We start from the raw sequence: 17,067 nt of genomic DNA on the forward strand, positions 1-17,067 counted from the left end.
TTGCCCCGTGATCGATCCCGACGACGAACTCGACGTGGCGCAGGCAGACGCCGAGCCGGCACGCAAGCCGAAGTCCTCAAAGGCATGGCTCAGCCTGATCACCAGTTATGAAAAAGCTGGGTATGAGGACTATCAAACGCGCTGCGCGAACATCGAGAAGCAGTATGCAAACCTTGCCCGTCTGGCGAGCGTCAGCAGGAGCCGCGAATTCCAGATCTTTTGGGCAAACATCGAGGTTCTGAAGCCGTCCATGTATGCCCGACCGCCTATCCCGGTGGTCGCGACCAGGTTCAACAACACCAAGCCGATTCCGCGCGCCGCGTCCGAACTGCTGGAGCGTTCGACTGCTGTAACCTTCGACAGTGAGGACATTGACGGCGTCATGCGGCGTGTCCGCGATGACCTGGCAATCAATGCCCGCGGCTGCATCTGGGTCAGGTATGAGGCCAAGAGCAAGGACAGCGGGCTTATCGAACGCGTCTGCATCGAGCACAAGAACCGCCGTGACTTCGCGCACGAGCCGGGCCGCGGATGGATAGAAGTCGGCTGGGTAGCCGGGCGCGCATGGATGACGCGGAAGGAAATGCGCCAGCGTTTCCAGAAGACGTCAGGCAATGCATATGCCGGGGCAATCTTCGCCAAGCAGAAGGACGACAAGAACAAGACCGACGGCAAGCTCAAGGCCGGTGTCTGGGAGATCTGGTCCAAGACCGAAAACAAGGTCGTGTGGGTCACGCCCGGCGTCGACGTTGTGCTCGACGAGGACAAGCCGCACCTGTCGCTGGAAGGCTTCTTCCCGTGCCCGCAGCCTGCATATGGCACGGTAGAGCCGAACAGCCTGATCCCGGTGCCTGACTTCCTGTTCTACAAGGATCAGGCCGAGGAGGTAAACGAACTCACCAACCGCATTTCCGCGCTGACCCAGGCGCTGAAGGTGCGTGGTTTCTATCCATCCGGCGCCGGCGAGCTCAGCGATGCGATCGAAGCCGCAATCAAGTCGGTCGATGATCGCAAGGTGCTCGTTCCGGTTTCCAATTGGGCCGTAACTGGCTCGGCGAAAGACACCATCGTGTGGCTGCCGCTGGACATGGTCGCTACGACCCTGACCCAGCTTATCGCCCTGCGAAAGCAGCTGATTGAGGACATCTACCAGATCAGCGGCCTGTCGGACGTCATGCGGGGTGCAACCAACCCCAATGAGACGCTTGGGGCCCAGACGCTGAAGTCGCAGTATGGTTCGGTTCGCATTCGGGACCGCCAGGCGGAGTTGGTGCGTATCGCTCGCGACACTGCGCGCATCGTTGCCGAAATTCAGGCGGAGAACTTCCAGGCCAAGACCCTGTTGGACATGTCTCAGATGGAGTTTGAGACGGACGCAGAGGTATCGAAGGCGATCAAGGCTTTGGAAGCCCAGGCAAAGCAGGTCGTCGACACGTTGAAGGCTGCACAGGCGAATCCGCAGGTTCAGCAGATGGCCCAGGCCAATCCAGAACAAGCTCAAGCCGCATTCCAGCAGGCACAGCAGCAGGTCGAGCAGATCGCGCAGCAGGTCCAGGGATTGGAAGAAACCATCACCATCGACAAGGTGATGAAATTCCTTCGCGATGAGCGAATCCGGCCGTTCTCGCTGGACATCGAGACGGACAGTACCATTCAGCCGGACGAGGATGCGGCAAAGAAGCGAACAGCCGAGTTTTTGACCGCTCTTGGCGGCGCGCTCGCGCAGTTGTCCCAGATGGTCGCCGCAAGGCCTGAGACGGCCCCCTTTGCCGGCGAGATCCTGAAATTTGCCATCGCGCCGTTCAGGCCAGGCCGCCAGATGCAGGCGTCCATTGACGAGTTCGTCGAGAAGATGAAGGCGTCTGCCGGTCAACCGCAGCCAGATCCAAGGGCCGCGCAGGCTGAGATCGAGGCGAAGGCCAGTGCGGAGCGCGCCGCTGTCGAGCAATCGAAGGCTCAGGCGACTGTGGCCAAGTCCGAAGCCGATATCGCCCGGATCAATGCCGATGCCGCGCTGAAGCAGCGAGAGGCCGACATTCGAATCCGCGAGATCGAGGCGCGAGCGGCGGCCGATGCGCAGAAGCACGCGCAAGACATGCAAAAAGGCGAGCTCGAGCTTGCGCGGCTCCGCCTCCAGCTCGCCCAGCAGGCACAGAAGGGCATGGCGCCCATGATTGAAGGGCATATCGGATGAACCGTATTGAATGGCTCGGCTTTGTGCTGAGTGGGTGCCTTTTCGCGGCAATTTTCCTTGTCGGCATCATTGTCTATGGCGGTGGACACGCTCGGAACATCGCGCTTACCGCTGCGCTTTTCGCCTGCATGTCGCAGTTCGCCGGCCAGGACCAGCGCCTGTATCGTCCGTCGATCTTCCTCGCCTACGCCGCTTTTGGCGCAGCGCTGTGGGCGCTGTTCGCCATCATTCAGGGGCGCTGAGCATGGCTTACCGGTGGTTCGAACTGGAAGACGGCCGCTCTGTCTACCGCAAGGAAGAGACGCGCCGGCCGAAACGCTCGACGCTTGCTTGTCCCATGATCGCGCAAGACACCATGGAGCCAGTCCAGAGCATGCTGGACGGCAAGATGTACGACAGCAAGTCCAAGCTGCGCAGCACCTATCGAGCGGCCGGCATGATCGAGGTCGGCAACGATCCCGCCAGGCTTCGCACTCGGAAGCGCCCGAAACCCGACAGGGCAGCGATCAAAACCACCGTTGAGAAGGCCAAGGCTCGCTTTGATCGCGGCGAGCGCGTTCGGCCCCGCTAACCACCCACCGCAACCTCTCAGACAGGTAGAACCATGACCGACGCATTGAACGGCGGCGCTGCTGCGCCTTCCGAACCCTCGACAGTTGCCCCGGAAACGCAGGTCAATCAGCAACGCCAGCCGGCCGAAGCCCAGCTTCCAGACCCGAAGCCTGCCAATGCGGCCAAGGATGAGGGACAGGAGCCGAAGAAGGCACCGACCGCACGAGAGGCGCTGAAGCGTGCCGCCGAGAAGGTCGCCAAGACGCAGGCCAGTCAGGAACCGATCGACAAGCCAGGCGGAGCGGCAAAGACCGAAGGCGCAGGCGACAAGCAGGCCCAGACCAAGCCGGCTGACGCCGCGCGAACGACCGAAAAGCCCGCTGAAGCGGCTCAGTCGAAGTCCGATGCGCCGGCCCGGTTCTCTGCAGATGCGAAAGCGGCATGGGCAACGGCACCGGAGCCGGTCAAGGCCGAGGTGCACCGCGCCATCCGCGAATTGGAGCAGGGACACGAGAAGTATCGCGCCGACGCCGAGGCGTTTGGTCAGATCAAGGATTTCGACGACCTCGCGAAGAAGAACGGCACGACCATTCGCGATGCGATGACCCGCTACACCGACCTGGAAAAGACCCTGCTGACCAATCCGATGCAGGGAATTCAGGCGGTTTGCGAGTATGCCGGCGTTTCGATGCGTGAACTCGCCGCTGCCGTCATGGGCCAGACGCCCGATCAGACCCAGGCGCAGAACGACGCGACCATTCGCGCACTGCAGCAGGAAATCGCTGGCCTGAAGAACCAGATCGGCGGCGTCACGACCTCGATGCAGCAGCAGCATCAATCGAAGATCGAGGCATCGGTCGACGAATTCGCAAAAAACAATCCTCGCTTTGAAGAACTCGCCGACGACATCGTTTTCTTCATCGAGAGCGGCAAAACCAAGGATTTGGCCGAGGCATACAAGATGGCGGACCGGCTCAACCCCGCCCCATCTGCCCCGGCCCCAGCCGCCCCGGCGGCCATTACTGCAGACCTTGAGGCTCAGACCCGGAAAGGTTCGAAATCCGTCTCTGGCGCACCCTCGCTCGGCTCAGACCCGAATGCCCGGAAGCGCTCCACCTCAATCAGGGAATCTCTCGCCCGCGCCGTCGCGCAGGCCGGATAACCCGCGTCTATAGGAGGCCAAATTGGCCCTCACTAATGTTGAAAAGAACCAGGAGATCCTGTCTCTGGCGCTGGAGGATCGTTCCGAAGGCTACCAGGACCTTGTCTCCAACTCGTCGGCCACCCTCTATCTGCTCAAGGACAGGGGGAACTTCAAGGAATACTCGGGCCCGAAGATCCGCGAACGCCTGCTCTACAACAAGACGGGCTCGGCGATCTGGTACAACGGCTTCGACTTCCTGAACCCGGTTCCTGCCGAGCTGTTCAGCGATGCCGAGTACACCCCCAAGATGGTCGCCGTGGCCGTCACCCTTCCGAATGAGGACATCCTCAACAACGAAGGCGAAAACCAGCTGATGGACATCCTGGAAAGCCACATCGAAGCCGCCGAAAGCGAGCTTATCGATGAGGCCGACATCTCGCTCCATGGCAACGGTACGCGCTTCGGCGGCAAGGAACTCGGCGGCCTTCAGCTTGCGGTGCCGACCATGGTCAATTCCGGTACCTATGCCGGCATCGACCGCGGCACCCAGCCGGCCTGGCGTACTTCGGTGTTCGACGCGCACACTGCATTTCCGGCCATCGGAACGCAGGTGAACAAGGACACCGTGCGCCCCATGCTCAACTCGATCATGACCCAGCGGTCGCGCGGCAAGAAGGCTGCAAACCTGCTGCTCATGTCGCCGGAGCATTACGCGGCCTACGACGCTGCAACCGTCGCCATTCAGCGCATCAACGACGAAACCAAGCTCGGGAAGCTCGGCTTCTCGGCGCTGAAATACTACGGCGCCGGCCGCGTTGCCGACATCGTGCAGGAAGGTGGCATCGGCTCCAACATGCCGGCGAATACGACCTATGGTCTGGACCTCGCCAACCTGTGGCTCCGCTACCACCCGGAACGCAACTTCAACAAGATCGGCAAGGCGCTCACGCCGATCAACCAGGACGCCGTTGTCCAGTACATCGGCTTCATGGGCGAGCTGACGATGACCAATCCGCTGTTCATGTGGAAGCTCATCGATTCCAACCCGGCGGCCTAAGGAGGGTCCAGTGGCCTACATTCCCGAAACTCCGAACCTCGGCTTCCCTCCGATTGCCTACACCGGTCCCGCGTCAAACGTGGCCGGTCGCAGCACTCCCTGGAAGCTGGGCGATGTCATCCGCGCGGTCGATCCGGTCTACGGCGTCGGCGAGTTCATCTACCTTCAGGGCGTAGCCTCGACGGCAGTTGGCTCGTGGGTCGTCTACAACCCCGACGACTGGTCGACGGTCCTGCTTGGTGCCGACGCTATTGGCTCGGTCGCTGTCGCCATGTCGGCGAACGTGGCCAGCCAGTACGGCTGGTATCAGATCAAGGGCAAGGCCATCGGCAAGACGCTTGCGGGCTTCCTCGACAACGCCAACGTCTATGCCACGGCGACCGCTGGTTCCGTGGACGACGCTGTCGTTGCCGGTGATCGCGTCAAGAACGCCAAGGGCGCCTCTGCGGTCGGTACGCCTTCCGCCGGCCTGGCCGAATTCGAGATCGATCGTCCGTTCGTCGACGACGGCCTCGCGGTCTAATCCCTGACGACAAAGCAATAAGCGGGGCTCCTCGGCGGGCCCCGTTTTCCTTTGCACCCTCTCAGACAGGAAACCGAGAAAATGACATCGAACAACAATCAGACGACTGTCGTGTTCCGCATTCACACGATGCCCGACGCCACCGCCAGCCAGAAGGCAGGCCGACCGATCTTCTCCGACATGGAAGTCTGCGACATCGCATTCGCCGGCAACACGAAGACCAGGGCGACCTTTCCGGCCCATGAAGCCGAGCCCAACGCGACGCGCGAGAGCGTCAAGGACGGCAACGGCGTCGTGACCTACGCCATGCTCTACAACGAGCAGTATCGCGCCTTTAAGGCAGGTGTTTCCCAGCCGACGAGCGGCACGCCTTTGTCGGAAGCGCCATTCCTGGCCGAAGCCAAGCGCCGCGAACTCAAGGCGCTGAACATCCACACGGTGGAAGCTCTGGCCGGGTTGGATGGCAACCCGCTCAAGCAGCTCGGCATGGGCGGGCGCGATCTGAAGAACCAGGCGCAGGCCTATCTGGACAATGCGGCCGGCTCGGCAGACGTGACGGCGCTGGCTGCGCAAAATGCTTCGCTGCTCGAGCAGATGGCCGATCTCAGGGACCAGCTTGCCCAGATGTCGGGGCGCAACACCCCCGTCAATCAAGTCGGGGCCCTGCAGTCCGGGTCGCAGCCAGAGGAAGCGGCTGACAAGCCTGAAGGCGAAACCGATCCGGATGCGTCGACCGACTTCGACACGTGGGATGACGACAAGCTGAAGGACTACATCGCCGAACACAACGGCTCGCGCCCCCGCGGCAACCCCAGCCACAACACCCTTGTCGCTGCTGCTGCCGAACTGGCGAACGGCTAAGCGCCCATGAGCATCTTGAGCGTCATAAAGCAGGTGTGCCCGGTCATCGGGCTCACCGTCCCTGATGCCGTCTTCTCGTCGACGGATCGGGAACACGCCGAATTGCAAGCGCTCGCCAATGAAATGGCGCAGCGCATCGCCTTCGACGGCCGTGATTGGACGCGCCTCAAGGTGCTCGCAACGCTGACCGGTGACGGCATCGCCACCGGTTTCAATCTGCCCCCCGACTACAAGCGGATGCTGAAAAAGGCTCGCATCTGGCCATCAGCAACGCCCTATTCGCCACTGACGCACTACCCCGACAGCGACACCTGGCTCGCCATGGCAGTCCAGAACTACCAGAGCCTAACCGGCGCATGGACGATGATTGGCGAGCAGGTCCACATCAAGCCGGTGATGCCCAATCTGGCGACCGCATCGTTCTTCTACATCTCCGATCTGATCATCAAGGCAGAGGACGGGACGCCGAAAGCGGAATTTACCTCAGACGATGACGTCTTCCGCCTCGATGAGCGTGTGCTGAAGCTCGGCATGATCTGGCAGTGGAAGGCCAACAAGGGCCAAGCCTACGCCGAGGACATGGTGACCTACGAGGACGCGCTTGCGGTCGCCAGCGGCAACGACAAGGGCTCGAACATCCTGACCGTCGGCACGCCTCGTCTGCCGGCCGGCGCCGAATGCGCCTTCCCAGGGGTGATTACCCCATGAGGCGCGCCTTCCGACGTGTTCCGGTCGCTGCCCCTGCCCAGCAGAAGCACCGCACGCACACTTTCCCGGCCCCGGTCCGCGGCAAGATTTCGAATGAGAATCTGGCGGCCTCGCAGCCTCAGGGCGCCCGGGTGCTGGAAAACTGGTTCCCGACCAGTACCGGTATCAGGCTGCGCGGCGGCACTCGTCGCAAGGCAACGATTGGTTCCGGGCCGGTGGTCAGCATGATCACCTATGACAGCTCGAGCGGTCGTTTCATGTTTGCCGCGGACACGACCAACATCTTTGACGTCACCAGTCCCGCCGATCCTCTGGTGCCGCCGGCAGCGGCTGTCAGCGGGCAGACCAGCGGGTATTACAGCTATATCCAGTTCGCCACGGCCGGCGGCGACTTTCTGTCTGCGGTCAACGGCACGGATTCGATGCGCCAGTTCAATGGCAGCGTCTGGTCAACTGTGGCGGCACTGGGCCCTATCGCGACGAACAAGCTGGCGCAGATATGGGCCTACCGAAACCGGCAATTTTTCGTCCAGAAAGACAGCCTTGTCGTCTGGTTCCTGCCGGTCAATCAGATCTCGGGTACCGCGCAGGATTTGTCCCTTGCCGGCGTCTTCCAGAAGGGTGGCGCAATCAAGTTCGGGGCAACCTGGTCGCTTGATGCCGGCGACGGCGTCGACGACAAATGCGTCATCGTCTCCGATCAGGGCGAGGTCGCGGTCTATGAAGGCGCAAACCCCGCCGATCCGGCAGATTGGCGGCTTGTGGGCCGATACGACATCTCGCGGCCAATGGGCCGTCGCGCCTTCATGCAGGCCGGTGGTGACCTCCTGATCGCCATGGAAGACGGCATCGTCCCTATCAGCGAGGCGATTTCCAAGGACCGCATAGCGCTATCCATGAGCAGCGTAAGCCGGAACATCGAACCCGACTGGCGCCGTGAGGTGGCTCGCCGCGCAGCAGTGTTGCCTTGGGAAATCGTGAAATGGCCGCTGATGAATATGGGCATCGTCTCCCTGCCTACCGACGTCGGCCAGGACAATCTCTGTTTCGTCGTCAACCTCGAAACCGGCGCATGGGCCGATTATACCGGCTGGGATACCCGTTGCCTCGCCATCCATGACGATTGGGCCTATTTCGGCACCTCCGACGGCAAGGTCATGCAGTGCGAAGTCGGCGGCAACGACGACGGCTCCCCCTATGTCTGCACCTATGTTGGCCTGTTCGACCACCTACGCGTGCCGGCGGCGAACAAGATCGTCCATATGGGCCGGTCTGTCTTTCTTGCGGCTCGAGCGTTCATTTCGAAGCTGTCGATGTCCACCGACTATCAGGTTTCATTGCCAGCCGCTCCGGCGTCGACCCCAGATGACACCCTATTCGACGAATGGGACAGTGGTCTGTGGGACGTCATGAAATGGGATGGCAGCTCAGAGAAGCGCATTTCGACCCGTTGGGGCTCAATTGGCCGATCTGGCTTCGTTGCGGCACCACAAGTCCAGGTAACTTGCGGCGTGACGCCAACGCCCGACGCCGAGCTGGTAGCGATCGACATCACCTATGAAGTCGGTGCTGTGGTCGTCTGAGCATGCGATTGCTCTACGGGTGCACTGATCAGGTTTCGGCCTTCGTCGCCGGCCTCATTCCAGGCTGTGAAGCGGGTTTCGGCAATTGCAAGGCACTCGGTGTTGTCGACGACGATACCGGTGAACTGGTCGCCGGAATGGTCTTCCACGACTGGCAGCCGGGGCCGGGCCTCATCCAGATATCGAGCGCATCGACGACGCCGCGGTGGCTGACTGCCGAGGTGCGGCACAAGATGTTTTCGTACCCGTTCGACGAGGTCGGCTGCCAGATGGTGGTTCTTCAAGTCTCGGCCGCCAACGAGCGCATGGTGCGCATTGCGAAAGCCTTCGGTTTCACCCCGCATTTCATCGAGCGCATGCGCGGTCGCAATGAGGACGGTTACGTCTTCACGCTGACTGACGACGCCTGGCGGAACAGCAAGTTCACGAGGAAATACCATGGGCAAGCCTAAAGCGCCGACGCCTCCCGACCCGAAGGAAACTTCAGCGGCATCGACCGGCACCAACATCTCGACCGCGATTGCCAATTCGTGGCTGAACAATGCCAACCAGGTCACGCCTGACGGCACGATCACCTATACGAAGACTGGCGAAGAGAAGGTCACCGATCCATACACCGGGAAGACCTACACGATCCCAAAAACGACTGTCACGACGCAGCTGTCAGCGGCGCAGCAGGCAATCAAGGATCAAACCGACAAGGCGCAGCTCAACCTCGGCACCCTTGCCAATAACCAGTCGTCTTTCCTCAACGACTATATGGCTAAGCCCTTCGATGGCTCCAACGAGGCGGTTGAATCGCGGCTGCTGGAACTGGGTCGCAAGCGCCTCGACCCGCTCATTGCGCAGCAGAACGACGCGCTGCAGACCCGTCTAGCGAACCAAGGCATCATGCAGGGTTCCGCGGCGTACGACCGGGCCATGGCCCAGCAAGGCCAGACGACGAACGATGCTTACAATCAGTTGCTGCTGACTGGTCGCGGCCAGGCTTTTTCCGAAGCCCAGGCCGTCCGCAATCAGCCGATCAACGAAATCACTGCGCTTCTGTCGGGCTCGCAGGTGGCCGCACCGCAGGCCCAGGGTTACAACGGCAGCACCATCCCGACGACCGACAATGCCGGGCTGATCAACGAGAACTACAATCAGCGCATGAACGCCTATAACCAGCAGGTCGCCCAGAGCGGCAGTCTGCTGGGCGGGCTGTTCGGCGGCGTCGGCAAGCTGCTCACACTGTCGGACAAGCGAGCCAAGACCGATATCGAGAAGGTCGGCAAAACCAACGACGGCCAGCCCATCTATGCCTATCGCTACAAGGCCGGCGGGCCCATGCAGCTTGGCCTGATGGCGCAGGATGTCGAGAAGAAACACCCCGACGCGGTGTTCGATACCCCGCACGGCTTCAAGGCCGTGGATTACCGCAAAGCGCTGGCGCTGGGAGCATAATCAATGGCTCTGTCCTTCATTTTCGACGCATCCAAGGAAACGCCGGCCAGCCTCGCGAAGAAGCGGGCCGTAGCGGATGCGCTCGCCAGCCGCAATCAGGTTCCCCGGAACGTAGGCGAAGGCATCAGCGCCCTGGCCGACGGTATCGTCTCGGCTGTCCTCGGAAGCCGTGCTGATGCTGCCGAAAAAGCGGGCCGCGATCATGCCGCGTCGACCATGGCACCGCTGTTTGGCGCCGGCACGTTCCCAGATGCGCCGACTTCCAAGCAGAGCACATCCACGTCATCGGCTCCCGTCGACTTTCACGGCGACGAACTCGCATGGACCGATGCCAAGCCGTATCAAAAGGCGCTGCTGAACACGATTGCCGGGCCCGAAAGCGGCGGCCGGTACAACGTCATCTATGGCGGCGGGAAGTTCGACGACTTCTCCAAACACCCAAACCAAGCCGTGCGCATCCAGACTGGCCCGAACGCGGGGCGCACCTCTTCTGCCGCCGGCAAATACCAGTTTCTCGGCTCTACGTGGGATGATCAGGCTGGAAAGCTTGGTCTGGGCGACTTCTCGCCTATCAATCAGGACAAGGCGGCTTGGAACCTCGCAGCCGAAACCTACAAAGCCAAGACGGGTCAGAAACTGGACGCTGTTCTGCAGTCAGGCGACCCGGCGGCAATTGCCAGCGTGGGAAAGGTGCTCAATCCGGTCTGGACCAGCTTGCCGGGCGGCATTGAGCAGGGCACGAACACCGACAGGTTTGTGTCGACCTATCAGCGCGCACTCAATGCAGGTGCTTCGCCCGCTCAGGCTCAGCAGGCGGCCCAACAGGAACAGCCTGTTCAGGTCGCATCTCTCGACCCGTCGGCTGGCGTGGCGCAGGCGACGCAGGTGCCGCCGATGCCGGAGGAATACGCCAAAACCGGCCTGTCGCCTGAGGCTTGGGCCCGAATGAACGCGCCGACGGCACCCGGAGCCCCGCCGAAGCCCGCAGTTCCTCAGCCAGTGGCAAAAGTCACACCCTCACCGTCTCAGCGCGTCACGGCGGCAATGATGGACAGCGCGCCCATAGGCGGCGCAGTGCAGCCGCTTTCGAAAGTCACTGGGGCGTTGGCCAAGGCCAATGGCGATCAGCCGGCGGCACAGGCGGCCAGCCCGGCCACCCAGCGCGTTGCTCAGGCAATGGGCGCGGAAGCCTATCGCGGCACGGCCATTGATAGCGACATGCCGGGACATGCGCCGCTTCAGCCTGGCGAGGCTGGCCCGACCGTCCAGCAGATCATGCAGGCCGCAGCCGATCCTTGGTTGAGCGAGCAGCAGCGCGCCATGGTCAACACAATGCTCGAGCAGAAGATGCAATCGAACGACCCTATCCGGCAGCTTCAGCTTCAGAAGCTCCAGAAGGAGCTAGGGACGCCCCAAAAGCAGTGGCAGAAACTCGACGACGGCACGTTGTTCGATCCGGCCACGGGCGAAACCAAGCATGTAGGCAAGCCGTCAGATGGCAAATTCCGGTTTGAGGGCAATTCGGTCGAAGCACAGTCGCTCAACGGCCTCATGGACAGCGGCGCTCTGACCCCGGAACAGGCACAGCAGCTCGGCGCCGGCAAGACCATCACCAATCCCGCAGACGGGTCCGTCATGTTCATGACGCCACAGGGCGTATTTGGACAGGCGGCTGCGGGTGGTCCTGCAATGCCGGTCACACCGCAAGGCGCACCCGCTTCTGTGCCAGCGCCGACGCCTGCACCTTCCCCGGCTCCTGTTCCGGCAGCGCCTGTCAGCCCGACGCCCGCCCCGACCCCTGCGCCGATCAGTGCACCGGTCGAGGGCCAGCGCCCTGGCATGATCCCGATCACCAGCCCGAAGGCGCAGAAGCCGACGGAAGCCCAGCGCAATCGGTCTTCGAGCGTCGACCAGGCTTTTTCGACGATCACGAGTGAATTGGACCGTTACGCGGAGCTTGTCGACAAATCCGGTATTCAGGTGAAGCCTGGCGAGGCCAAGGACAACCTGAACACGGTTCGCCAGGGCATCATGCTTCAGATGAAGGAGCTGTTTAACCTCGGCGTGCTCAACGGGCCTGATCTCTCGCTCATGGAGCGGATGATCTATGACCCGGTTGTCGATCCCCTGAAAGAGGGCGGCATTGCCAATCTGCCCGATCAGATATGGACCGGAGTGACGGGCGTGGCCGGCGCGCGGGCGAAGAACAGCGTGGAAGAACTCAAGCGCATGCTCGCCAACATCAAGACCTCTGTCGACGCCTCTGTTGAACGGCAGACGCCTGGCGCGCCGCCTCCGGGTGATGGTGGCGGCTGGAAAGACATGGGCAACGGCGTCAAAATCAGGGTGAAACAGTAATGCCTGTTTTCGAGATCCAGGGCCCGGACGGCAAAACCTACGAGATCGATGCGCCCGACGAGAATGCCGCTGTCGGTGCGCTCGGGCAAATGGTCGAACCCGGGGCCCCTCGGCCCGGCGGCCAGCCGCAGCATTTCGAGTTCGACCCGGCGAACGTCCCGGGCGGCATCCCTGGCTATAACCGTCAGACCGGCGTGATTGAGGGCGATGACGCCCTGAGCAAGGTCCGGACGGCGTCGGGCGGCGTGCTGGAAGGCATCCCGGTCGTTGGCCCGTTGATCCGTGGTGGCGTTGATCGTGCCGCCGCGGCCACCTTGGCGCAGTTCTCGGACAAGGATTACGACGAGGTCTTGCAGACCATCCAGTCGGGGACCGAGGCTGAAAAGTCGATGAACCCGAAGCTGGACACGGCCGCGCAGGTTACCGGCGCGGTCGTTGGCACGGTCCCCATGATTGCAGCAGCTCCGAGCGCCTTTGGCGTCACGCAGGCAACCCGCTTGGGGAAGATTGGCGGCGCGACTCTTGGCGGCGGGGGCCTAGGAGGTGCAGACGCCTTTGTGCGGTCTGGTGGCGATCTGGAAAAAACGCGCGACGGCGCGCTCTGGGGTGGTGGTCTGGGTGCCGCCGGCACTTACGTCGCCCCTTTGGTCGGCAAAGGCGTCAAGAAGGTCGCCGATGCCCTCCTAACCGGTCGCCTCGCCAAGGCAACCGGCGTCGACAAGCAGGCTTTCAATCTCCTGGCCAAAGGCATGGAGCGTGATGGGCTCGACGCGGCGACTGTACACGCCCGTCTTCAGGAATTGGGCCCTGACGGCATGGTTCTGGATCTGGGGCCAAACCTCAAACACCAGGCCGCCGCGCTCGCTGCCATGCCGGGCGAAGGCCAGCAGATCGTTCGCGGTGCAATCGGCGCCCGCGATGCTGCTGCAAATCGTCGGATCATCGACGAGGTCAATTCCCAGCTTGGGCCGGCTCCGGTCCCGCGCAGGGTGTCGGCTGACATCGAGGTCAATCAGGGGCACCTGTCGCCGCGATACCGTGAAGTGTTCCAGAACGCTTCGCCGGTCGATACGCGGCCAATCGCGCAATATCTGGACCGGGAAATTCAGACCCTACGGGGCGAGGCGCAGCGTGGTCTGTCGACCGTTCGACGGATGCTCAATCGCGTCGGAACGGAAGAGCTTGAAACCAATCCCGTGACCCTGCTGGAAACCCGCAAGGCCATCGACGGCATGTTGGAGACGGTTCAGGAGACGAACGCCCGCAATGCCCTGACCACCGCCCGCCAGGCGGTTGACGATCAGCTTCGCGCTTCGGTGCCGGGCATCAAGGAAGTCGACGCTCAATATGCCGAACTGGCCCGTCAGAATACGGCGGTGCAGCGCGGTCAGACGGTTCTTGCCAATGGCCGCGAAGCACCTCGGCCGGTCGAACTGGCGGACGAATTCAGGCAAGGCGCGTTGCCTCAGGGCGAACAGATCGGTCCCTCGGCGGTGCCGGTGCGATTGCGCGAAGGTGCGCGGGCCGAAATCGAGCGCATCATTGGCACCAATGCCAACGACCGGGTAGCACTTCAGCGGCTGATCAAGGGTGAAGGCGACTGGAACCGCGACCGTCTCGCGACGCTGTTCGGCGACGACCGTGCCGACAGGATCATTCGGCTACTCGACAATGAACGGTCCTTCGCGGACACCTCGAGCATCGTCACGCGCAATAGCGAGAGCCTGGCGCGCCGCGAGGCGATCAACGACCTGACAGGCCAGACCGGCGGCGACTTCGGCGTGGTCGACAGTTTCAAGGCTGGCGGCGTCGGCGGCGCGACGCGGGCAACAGCCGTTAAGGGTGTCGAGAAGGTCGTCGAGGCGTTGCAGGGCGTGAAGACGGAAGCAGCGCGAAAGCAGATGGCCGAAACGTTGACCAGCAACAATGCTGAGGTGGTCGATGCTCTGCTGAAGGCGGCGAAAGGCTCGAACCTTGATCCGTCACAGATCGATCGAGTTTCGCGGGCCTTGCTGCTGACGACGGTTGGCGGCGTCGGCCGCTGATCGCTGATCATAGCGAAGAGCAAAGAAAACGATCAGGCCCGTCACGATCACGCCGGTTAGCAAGCCGTTTTTGAAGTCTGATGAGACGACGCCAAGGAAGCCGTCCAGCGCAAAGCCAAGCGCCACCATTACGCAGGCGGTGACTGCTGCAGCGATCAACTGAACTGTGGTCCGGTAGCTCATGCGCCGGAAAGTAACCCCAGCCCGCCATTTCGACAATAGGCCGCCTTTGGAGCGGCTTTCCCACATGGAGTACTGCCGATGCCCCGTAACGGCTCAGGTGTGATGTCGTGGCCGCCAAATACGAATGGTGTGCCCAATACGACTGTTTCGAGCACACGCTACAATGCATTCCTGGCCGACCTTCTGGCGGATCTGAATGCTGCACGGCCCATAACCGCCGGCGGCACTGGTGGCAACACGGCCGTTTCCGGCAATGACAATCTCAATACTACCGGTGCCGACATGGCCTCGGCGGCGACGCTCAACCTGGCCAACGCGACGGGTGTCGTCGTCAACGTCACTGGCACCACGCCTATTACCGCGCTCGGCACGGTCAACTCCGGTGCGATCCGGACGCTGATCTTTGCCGGTGCGCTGACGCTCACCCACAATGCGACCAGCCTCATTCTGCCGGGCGGTGCCAATATCACCACCGCAGCCGGCGACACTGCCACTTTCCGCTCGAAGGGGGCGGGCAATTGGGTCTGTGTTGGGTATCAGCGCTCGACAGGCGGACTCACGGTCAACACACTCGTTCAACCTACGCTCACACTGAAGCAGGGGGCCACTGCGACCCCCACCGCAGAGGGCGGTGTCGAGTGGGACACCGATGACAACGTACTTGCAATCGGCGACGGCGCTGCAACCCAGCTTTTCGTTCCCATCCCAGCGAGCACGGCAGCCGGCGACATCGAGTACTTCACTGCTGCAAAGGTCAAGGCAAGGCTTGCCAAAGGCACTGCGGCGCAGGTGCTTCAGATGAATTCTGGCGCGACTGCGCCAGAGTGGGCTGCCCCCATCGCAAGTCATCAAGGCGTGGCCAAGGCCTGGGTAAGCTTCAACGGTACTGGCACTGTCGCCATCAATGACAGCTTCAACGTGTCCTCAATTACAGACAACGGCGTCGGTAACTACACCGTCAACTTCGCGTCAGCGTTGGCCAACGCCAATTATGCGGCTGTCGGTATGGCCAGCGGCAACCTCAGGGATGTCAACTACAGCGGTGGTACTAAGACGACGTCGGCCATAGCCATTGTGGTTGGTGAATCAAACGTGGGTGGCGTCGACACCGCATATGTCGGCATCATTGTAATGGGAGACTGACCCATGAACAAACGTATCATTTTCCCGTCAGGTGATGGTGGGGTCTGTGTCCTGATCCCTGCTGGGAAAAGCGGCATTCCAATCGAAGAGATTGCCCGCAAGGATGTTCCTGCCGGCGTGCCCTACCGCATCATCGAAGCGACCGATGTTCCTGACGACAGGACTGAGCGTGGTCTCTGGTCGGCAGATTTCACGAACCCAGATGGTCACGGGATTGGCCCTGACGCTTGGTTTGCCGAACAGGAGGCAGGAGAATGAGCGTCATCACGATCCGACCGGCACCGCTGCCTACCTTGGATGATTACAAGGCGGCAATTGAACGGCTGATTGATGCGCGAGCGCAGGACCGTCGGTACGACAGCGCGGTGTCCCTCGCGACATATGTGGGGAGCACCAATGCCGCATGGGCTGCGGAGGCCGCCGCCTTTGTCGCTTGGCGCGATTGTGTCTGGGCATATGTCTATGCCGAGCTTGAGAGGGTGACGACGGGACTGCGTCCGCAACCATCGATCACGGATTTCTTAGCAGAACTACCGCAGATCAAATGGCCCGCTTAACGCTTCCGGTACCAAGCGTCCCAACGCGACCACAGGCGATGAACCCGCTCATATCCGCGTAGCTTCATCAACCGATCAATCTGTTTCTCTGCCTGTGTGTAGTTGTGCTCGATGGCGAAGAGACGGACGTCGTATCTGCCGAAGTCGAAACCCTCAAGAATCTCCGGCTCGCTGCCTTCGGTATCTATGCTGATGAAATCGATCTTTTTGGGCGCGTCGTAGCGGGCTAATAGGTCGTTCAGGCTGATCGTCGTTTGGGTGACCTTGGTATGGTCCGCACGGCGGGAGGCATGGCGGTCGCCGCCCGCGAATTGCTGCATAGTGGAAAGCTCGGGGTGGTCGGGGACAAAGAGCATGTCCACTTCGACCCCTGACACCTTGCCGACTGGCTGGCTGCAAAGCGGGGCCTTCCTTCGTGTAACGATGCTCTGTTCCGCGGCAGGGTTTGGCTCCGCTAGGATACCCGCCCAGCCGACTTGCTCGAGCAGGTAGGTATTGGAATGGGTAACGCCGTCGTAAGCGCCGACCTCGACAAAGAAACCGTCCGTCTTGTTGCCAGCTTCCGACAGCGCCCAAAGGTCTTGCTGGAGTTGCGAACTACTTTTGCGGTCACCCTGGCCGCGAATGAACGCAGGCGGGAACGCTGATCTGATCAGATTGCTTAGTCGCATAGATGCCCCGGAAGGATTGCCTAGGCAGCTTTAGACGATCCGAAG

The 17,067-nt window shown here is 61.8% G+C and carries 18 protein-coding genes; 16 read left to right on the top strand and 2 right to left on the bottom strand.

The features are described 5' to 3' along the window. The first annotated feature begins 7 nt into the window (after positions 1-7). The 13 genes from ACSQ3E_RS11465 to ACSQ3E_RS11525 all read left to right on the top strand — a co-directional run bounded on the left by ACSQ3E_RS11465 (position 8) and on the right by ACSQ3E_RS11525 (position 14,468). Positions 8-2,194: a hypothetical protein gene (locus ACSQ3E_RS11465; protein ID WP_436122789.1), complete on the top strand. Its 2,187-nt coding sequence runs from the start codon at positions 8-10 to the stop codon at positions 2,192-2,194. Further along, positions 2,191-2,436, top strand: coding sequence for a hypothetical protein (locus ACSQ3E_RS11470; RefSeq protein WP_436122790.1), 246 nt, complete (start codon positions 2,191-2,193; stop codon positions 2,434-2,436). Before ACSQ3E_RS11465 ends, ACSQ3E_RS11470 begins: the two co-directional genes overlap by 4 nt. A 2-nt stretch (positions 2,437-2,438) precedes the next feature. Then, positions 2,439-2,765: a hypothetical protein gene (locus ACSQ3E_RS11475; protein ID WP_436122791.1), complete on the top strand. Its 327-nt coding sequence runs from the start codon at positions 2,439-2,441 to the stop codon at positions 2,763-2,765. A 33-nt stretch (positions 2,766-2,798) separates the two neighbouring features. Continuing rightward, entirely contained in the window at positions 2,799-3,908 is a 1,110-nt protein-coding gene (locus tag ACSQ3E_RS11480) for a hypothetical protein (RefSeq protein WP_436122792.1), read from the top strand. Positions 3,909-3,930: 22 nt separating this feature from the next. Next, complete coding sequence (locus ACSQ3E_RS11485) at positions 3,931-4,947, top strand: phage major capsid protein (protein WP_436122793.1); 1,017 nt, start codon at positions 3,931-3,933, stop codon at positions 4,945-4,947. Positions 4,948-4,957: 10 nt separating this feature from the next. Further along, entirely contained in the window at positions 4,958-5,470 is a 513-nt protein-coding gene (locus ACSQ3E_RS11490; protein WP_436122794.1) for a hypothetical protein, read from the top strand. Positions 5,471-5,551: 81 nt separating this feature from the next. After that, positions 5,552-6,331 carry a hypothetical protein gene (locus tag ACSQ3E_RS11495; RefSeq protein WP_436122795.1) on the top strand — a complete coding sequence of 260 codons (780 nt, stop codon included), beginning with the start codon at positions 5,552-5,554 and terminating at the stop codon, positions 6,329-6,331. A 6-nt stretch (positions 6,332-6,337) separates the two neighbouring features. Further along, positions 6,338-7,039 carry a hypothetical protein gene (locus ACSQ3E_RS11500; RefSeq protein WP_182574220.1) on the top strand — a complete coding sequence of 234 codons (702 nt, stop codon included), beginning with the start codon at positions 6,338-6,340 and terminating at the stop codon, positions 7,037-7,039. Continuing rightward, positions 7,036-8,622, top strand: a complete 1,587-nt coding sequence (locus tag ACSQ3E_RS11505) for a hypothetical protein (protein WP_436122796.1) — start codon at positions 7,036-7,038, stop codon at positions 8,620-8,622. Before ACSQ3E_RS11500 ends, ACSQ3E_RS11505 begins: the two co-directional genes overlap by 4 nt. 2 nt (positions 8,623-8,624) lie before the next feature. Continuing rightward, entirely contained in the window at positions 8,625-9,074 is a 450-nt protein-coding gene (locus tag ACSQ3E_RS11510) for a GNAT family N-acetyltransferase (RefSeq protein ID WP_182574218.1), read from the top strand. After that, on the top strand, positions 9,061-10,065 hold the full coding sequence (locus ACSQ3E_RS11515; RefSeq protein ID WP_436122797.1) for a tail fiber domain-containing protein: 1,005 nt from the start codon (positions 9,061-9,063) through the stop codon (positions 10,063-10,065). The genes ACSQ3E_RS11510 and ACSQ3E_RS11515 overlap by 14 nt, the downstream gene beginning before the upstream one ends. Positions 10,066-10,068: 3 nt before the next feature. Further along, positions 10,069-12,423, top strand: a complete 2,355-nt coding sequence (locus tag ACSQ3E_RS11520; RefSeq protein WP_436122798.1) for a hypothetical protein — start codon at positions 10,069-10,071, stop codon at positions 12,421-12,423. Beyond that, positions 12,423-14,468, top strand: a complete 2,046-nt coding sequence (locus ACSQ3E_RS11525) for a hypothetical protein (RefSeq protein WP_436122799.1) — start codon at positions 12,423-12,425, stop codon at positions 14,466-14,468. The genes ACSQ3E_RS11520 and ACSQ3E_RS11525 overlap by 1 nt, the downstream gene beginning before the upstream one ends. On the opposite strand, the gene ACSQ3E_RS11530 is transcribed toward ACSQ3E_RS11525, so the two are convergent. Beyond that, entirely contained in the window at positions 14,406-14,651 is a 246-nt protein-coding gene (locus ACSQ3E_RS11530) for a hypothetical protein (protein ID WP_182574214.1), read from the bottom strand. The genes ACSQ3E_RS11525 and ACSQ3E_RS11530 overlap by 63 nt on opposite strands. 78 nt (positions 14,652-14,729) lie before the next feature. Between ACSQ3E_RS11530 and ACSQ3E_RS11535 the strand changes: the two genes are divergently transcribed. Genes ACSQ3E_RS11535 through ACSQ3E_RS11545 form a run of 3 tightly spaced genes read left to right on the top strand, consistent with a single transcriptional unit; the run spans position 14,730 to position 16,351 of the window. Continuing rightward, positions 14,730-15,794 carry a hypothetical protein gene (locus ACSQ3E_RS11535; protein ID WP_436122800.1) on the top strand — a complete coding sequence of 355 codons (1,065 nt, stop codon included), beginning with the start codon at positions 14,730-14,732 and terminating at the stop codon, positions 15,792-15,794. 3 nt (positions 15,795-15,797) lie between these two features. Continuing rightward, positions 15,798-16,052 carry a hypothetical protein gene (locus ACSQ3E_RS11540; protein WP_182574212.1) on the top strand — a complete coding sequence of 85 codons (255 nt, stop codon included), beginning with the start codon at positions 15,798-15,800 and terminating at the stop codon, positions 16,050-16,052. Then, on the top strand, positions 16,049-16,351 hold the full coding sequence (locus ACSQ3E_RS11545; protein ID WP_182574211.1) for a hypothetical protein: 303 nt from the start codon (positions 16,049-16,051) through the stop codon (positions 16,349-16,351). Before ACSQ3E_RS11540 ends, ACSQ3E_RS11545 begins: the two co-directional genes overlap by 4 nt. Here the strand turns inward: ACSQ3E_RS11545 and ACSQ3E_RS11550 are convergent. Next, entirely contained in the window at positions 16,348-17,022 is a 675-nt protein-coding gene (locus ACSQ3E_RS11550; RefSeq protein ID WP_182574210.1) for an FkbM family methyltransferase, read from the bottom strand. The genes ACSQ3E_RS11545 and ACSQ3E_RS11550 overlap by 4 nt on opposite strands. Between the last annotated feature and the right edge of the window lie 45 nt (positions 17,023-17,067).

It is taken from the genome of Aminobacter sp. LjRoot7, from assembly GCF_964252895.1.
In the GTDB taxonomy this organism is placed as follows: domain Bacteria; phylum Pseudomonadota; class Alphaproteobacteria; order Rhizobiales; family Rhizobiaceae; genus Aminobacter; species Aminobacter aminovorans_B.

Coding starts and splice junctions, on each gene's coding strand:
- ACSQ3E_RS11510 (WP_182574218.1), top strand. CDS start 8,625: ATGCGATTGCTCTACGGGTGCACTGATCAGGTTTCGGCCTTCGTCGCC.
- ACSQ3E_RS11520 (WP_436122798.1), top strand. CDS start 10,069: ATGGCTCTGTCCTTCATTTTCGACGCATCCAAGGAAACGCCGGCCAGC.
- ACSQ3E_RS11525 (WP_436122799.1), top strand. CDS start 12,423: ATGCCTGTTTTCGAGATCCAGGGCCCGGACGGCAAAACCTACGAGATC.
- ACSQ3E_RS11540 (WP_182574212.1), top strand. CDS start 15,798: ATGAACAAACGTATCATTTTCCCGTCAGGTGATGGTGGGGTCTGTGTC.
- ACSQ3E_RS11545 (WP_182574211.1), top strand. CDS start 16,049: ATGAGCGTCATCACGATCCGACCGGCACCGCTGCCTACCTTGGATGAT.
- ACSQ3E_RS11470 (WP_436122790.1), top strand. CDS start 2,191: ATGAACCGTATTGAATGGCTCGGCTTTGTGCTGAGTGGGTGCCTTTTC.
- ACSQ3E_RS11535 (WP_436122800.1), top strand. CDS start 14,730: ATGCCCCGTAACGGCTCAGGTGTGATGTCGTGGCCGCCAAATACGAAT.
- ACSQ3E_RS11550 (WP_182574210.1), bottom strand. CDS start 17,022: ATGCGACTAAGCAATCTGATCAGATCAGCGTTCCCGCCTGCGTTCATT.
- ACSQ3E_RS11495 (WP_436122795.1), top strand. CDS start 5,552: ATGACATCGAACAACAATCAGACGACTGTCGTGTTCCGCATTCACACG.
- ACSQ3E_RS11475 (WP_436122791.1), top strand. CDS start 2,439: ATGGCTTACCGGTGGTTCGAACTGGAAGACGGCCGCTCTGTCTACCGC.
- ACSQ3E_RS11500 (WP_182574220.1), top strand. CDS start 6,338: ATGAGCATCTTGAGCGTCATAAAGCAGGTGTGCCCGGTCATCGGGCTC.
- ACSQ3E_RS11480 (WP_436122792.1), top strand. CDS start 2,799: ATGACCGACGCATTGAACGGCGGCGCTGCTGCGCCTTCCGAACCCTCG.
- ACSQ3E_RS11515 (WP_436122797.1), top strand. CDS start 9,061: ATGGGCAAGCCTAAAGCGCCGACGCCTCCCGACCCGAAGGAAACTTCA.
- ACSQ3E_RS11530 (WP_182574214.1), bottom strand. CDS start 14,651: ATGAGCTACCGGACCACAGTTCAGTTGATCGCTGCAGCAGTCACCGCC.
- ACSQ3E_RS11505 (WP_436122796.1), top strand. CDS start 7,036: ATGAGGCGCGCCTTCCGACGTGTTCCGGTCGCTGCCCCTGCCCAGCAG.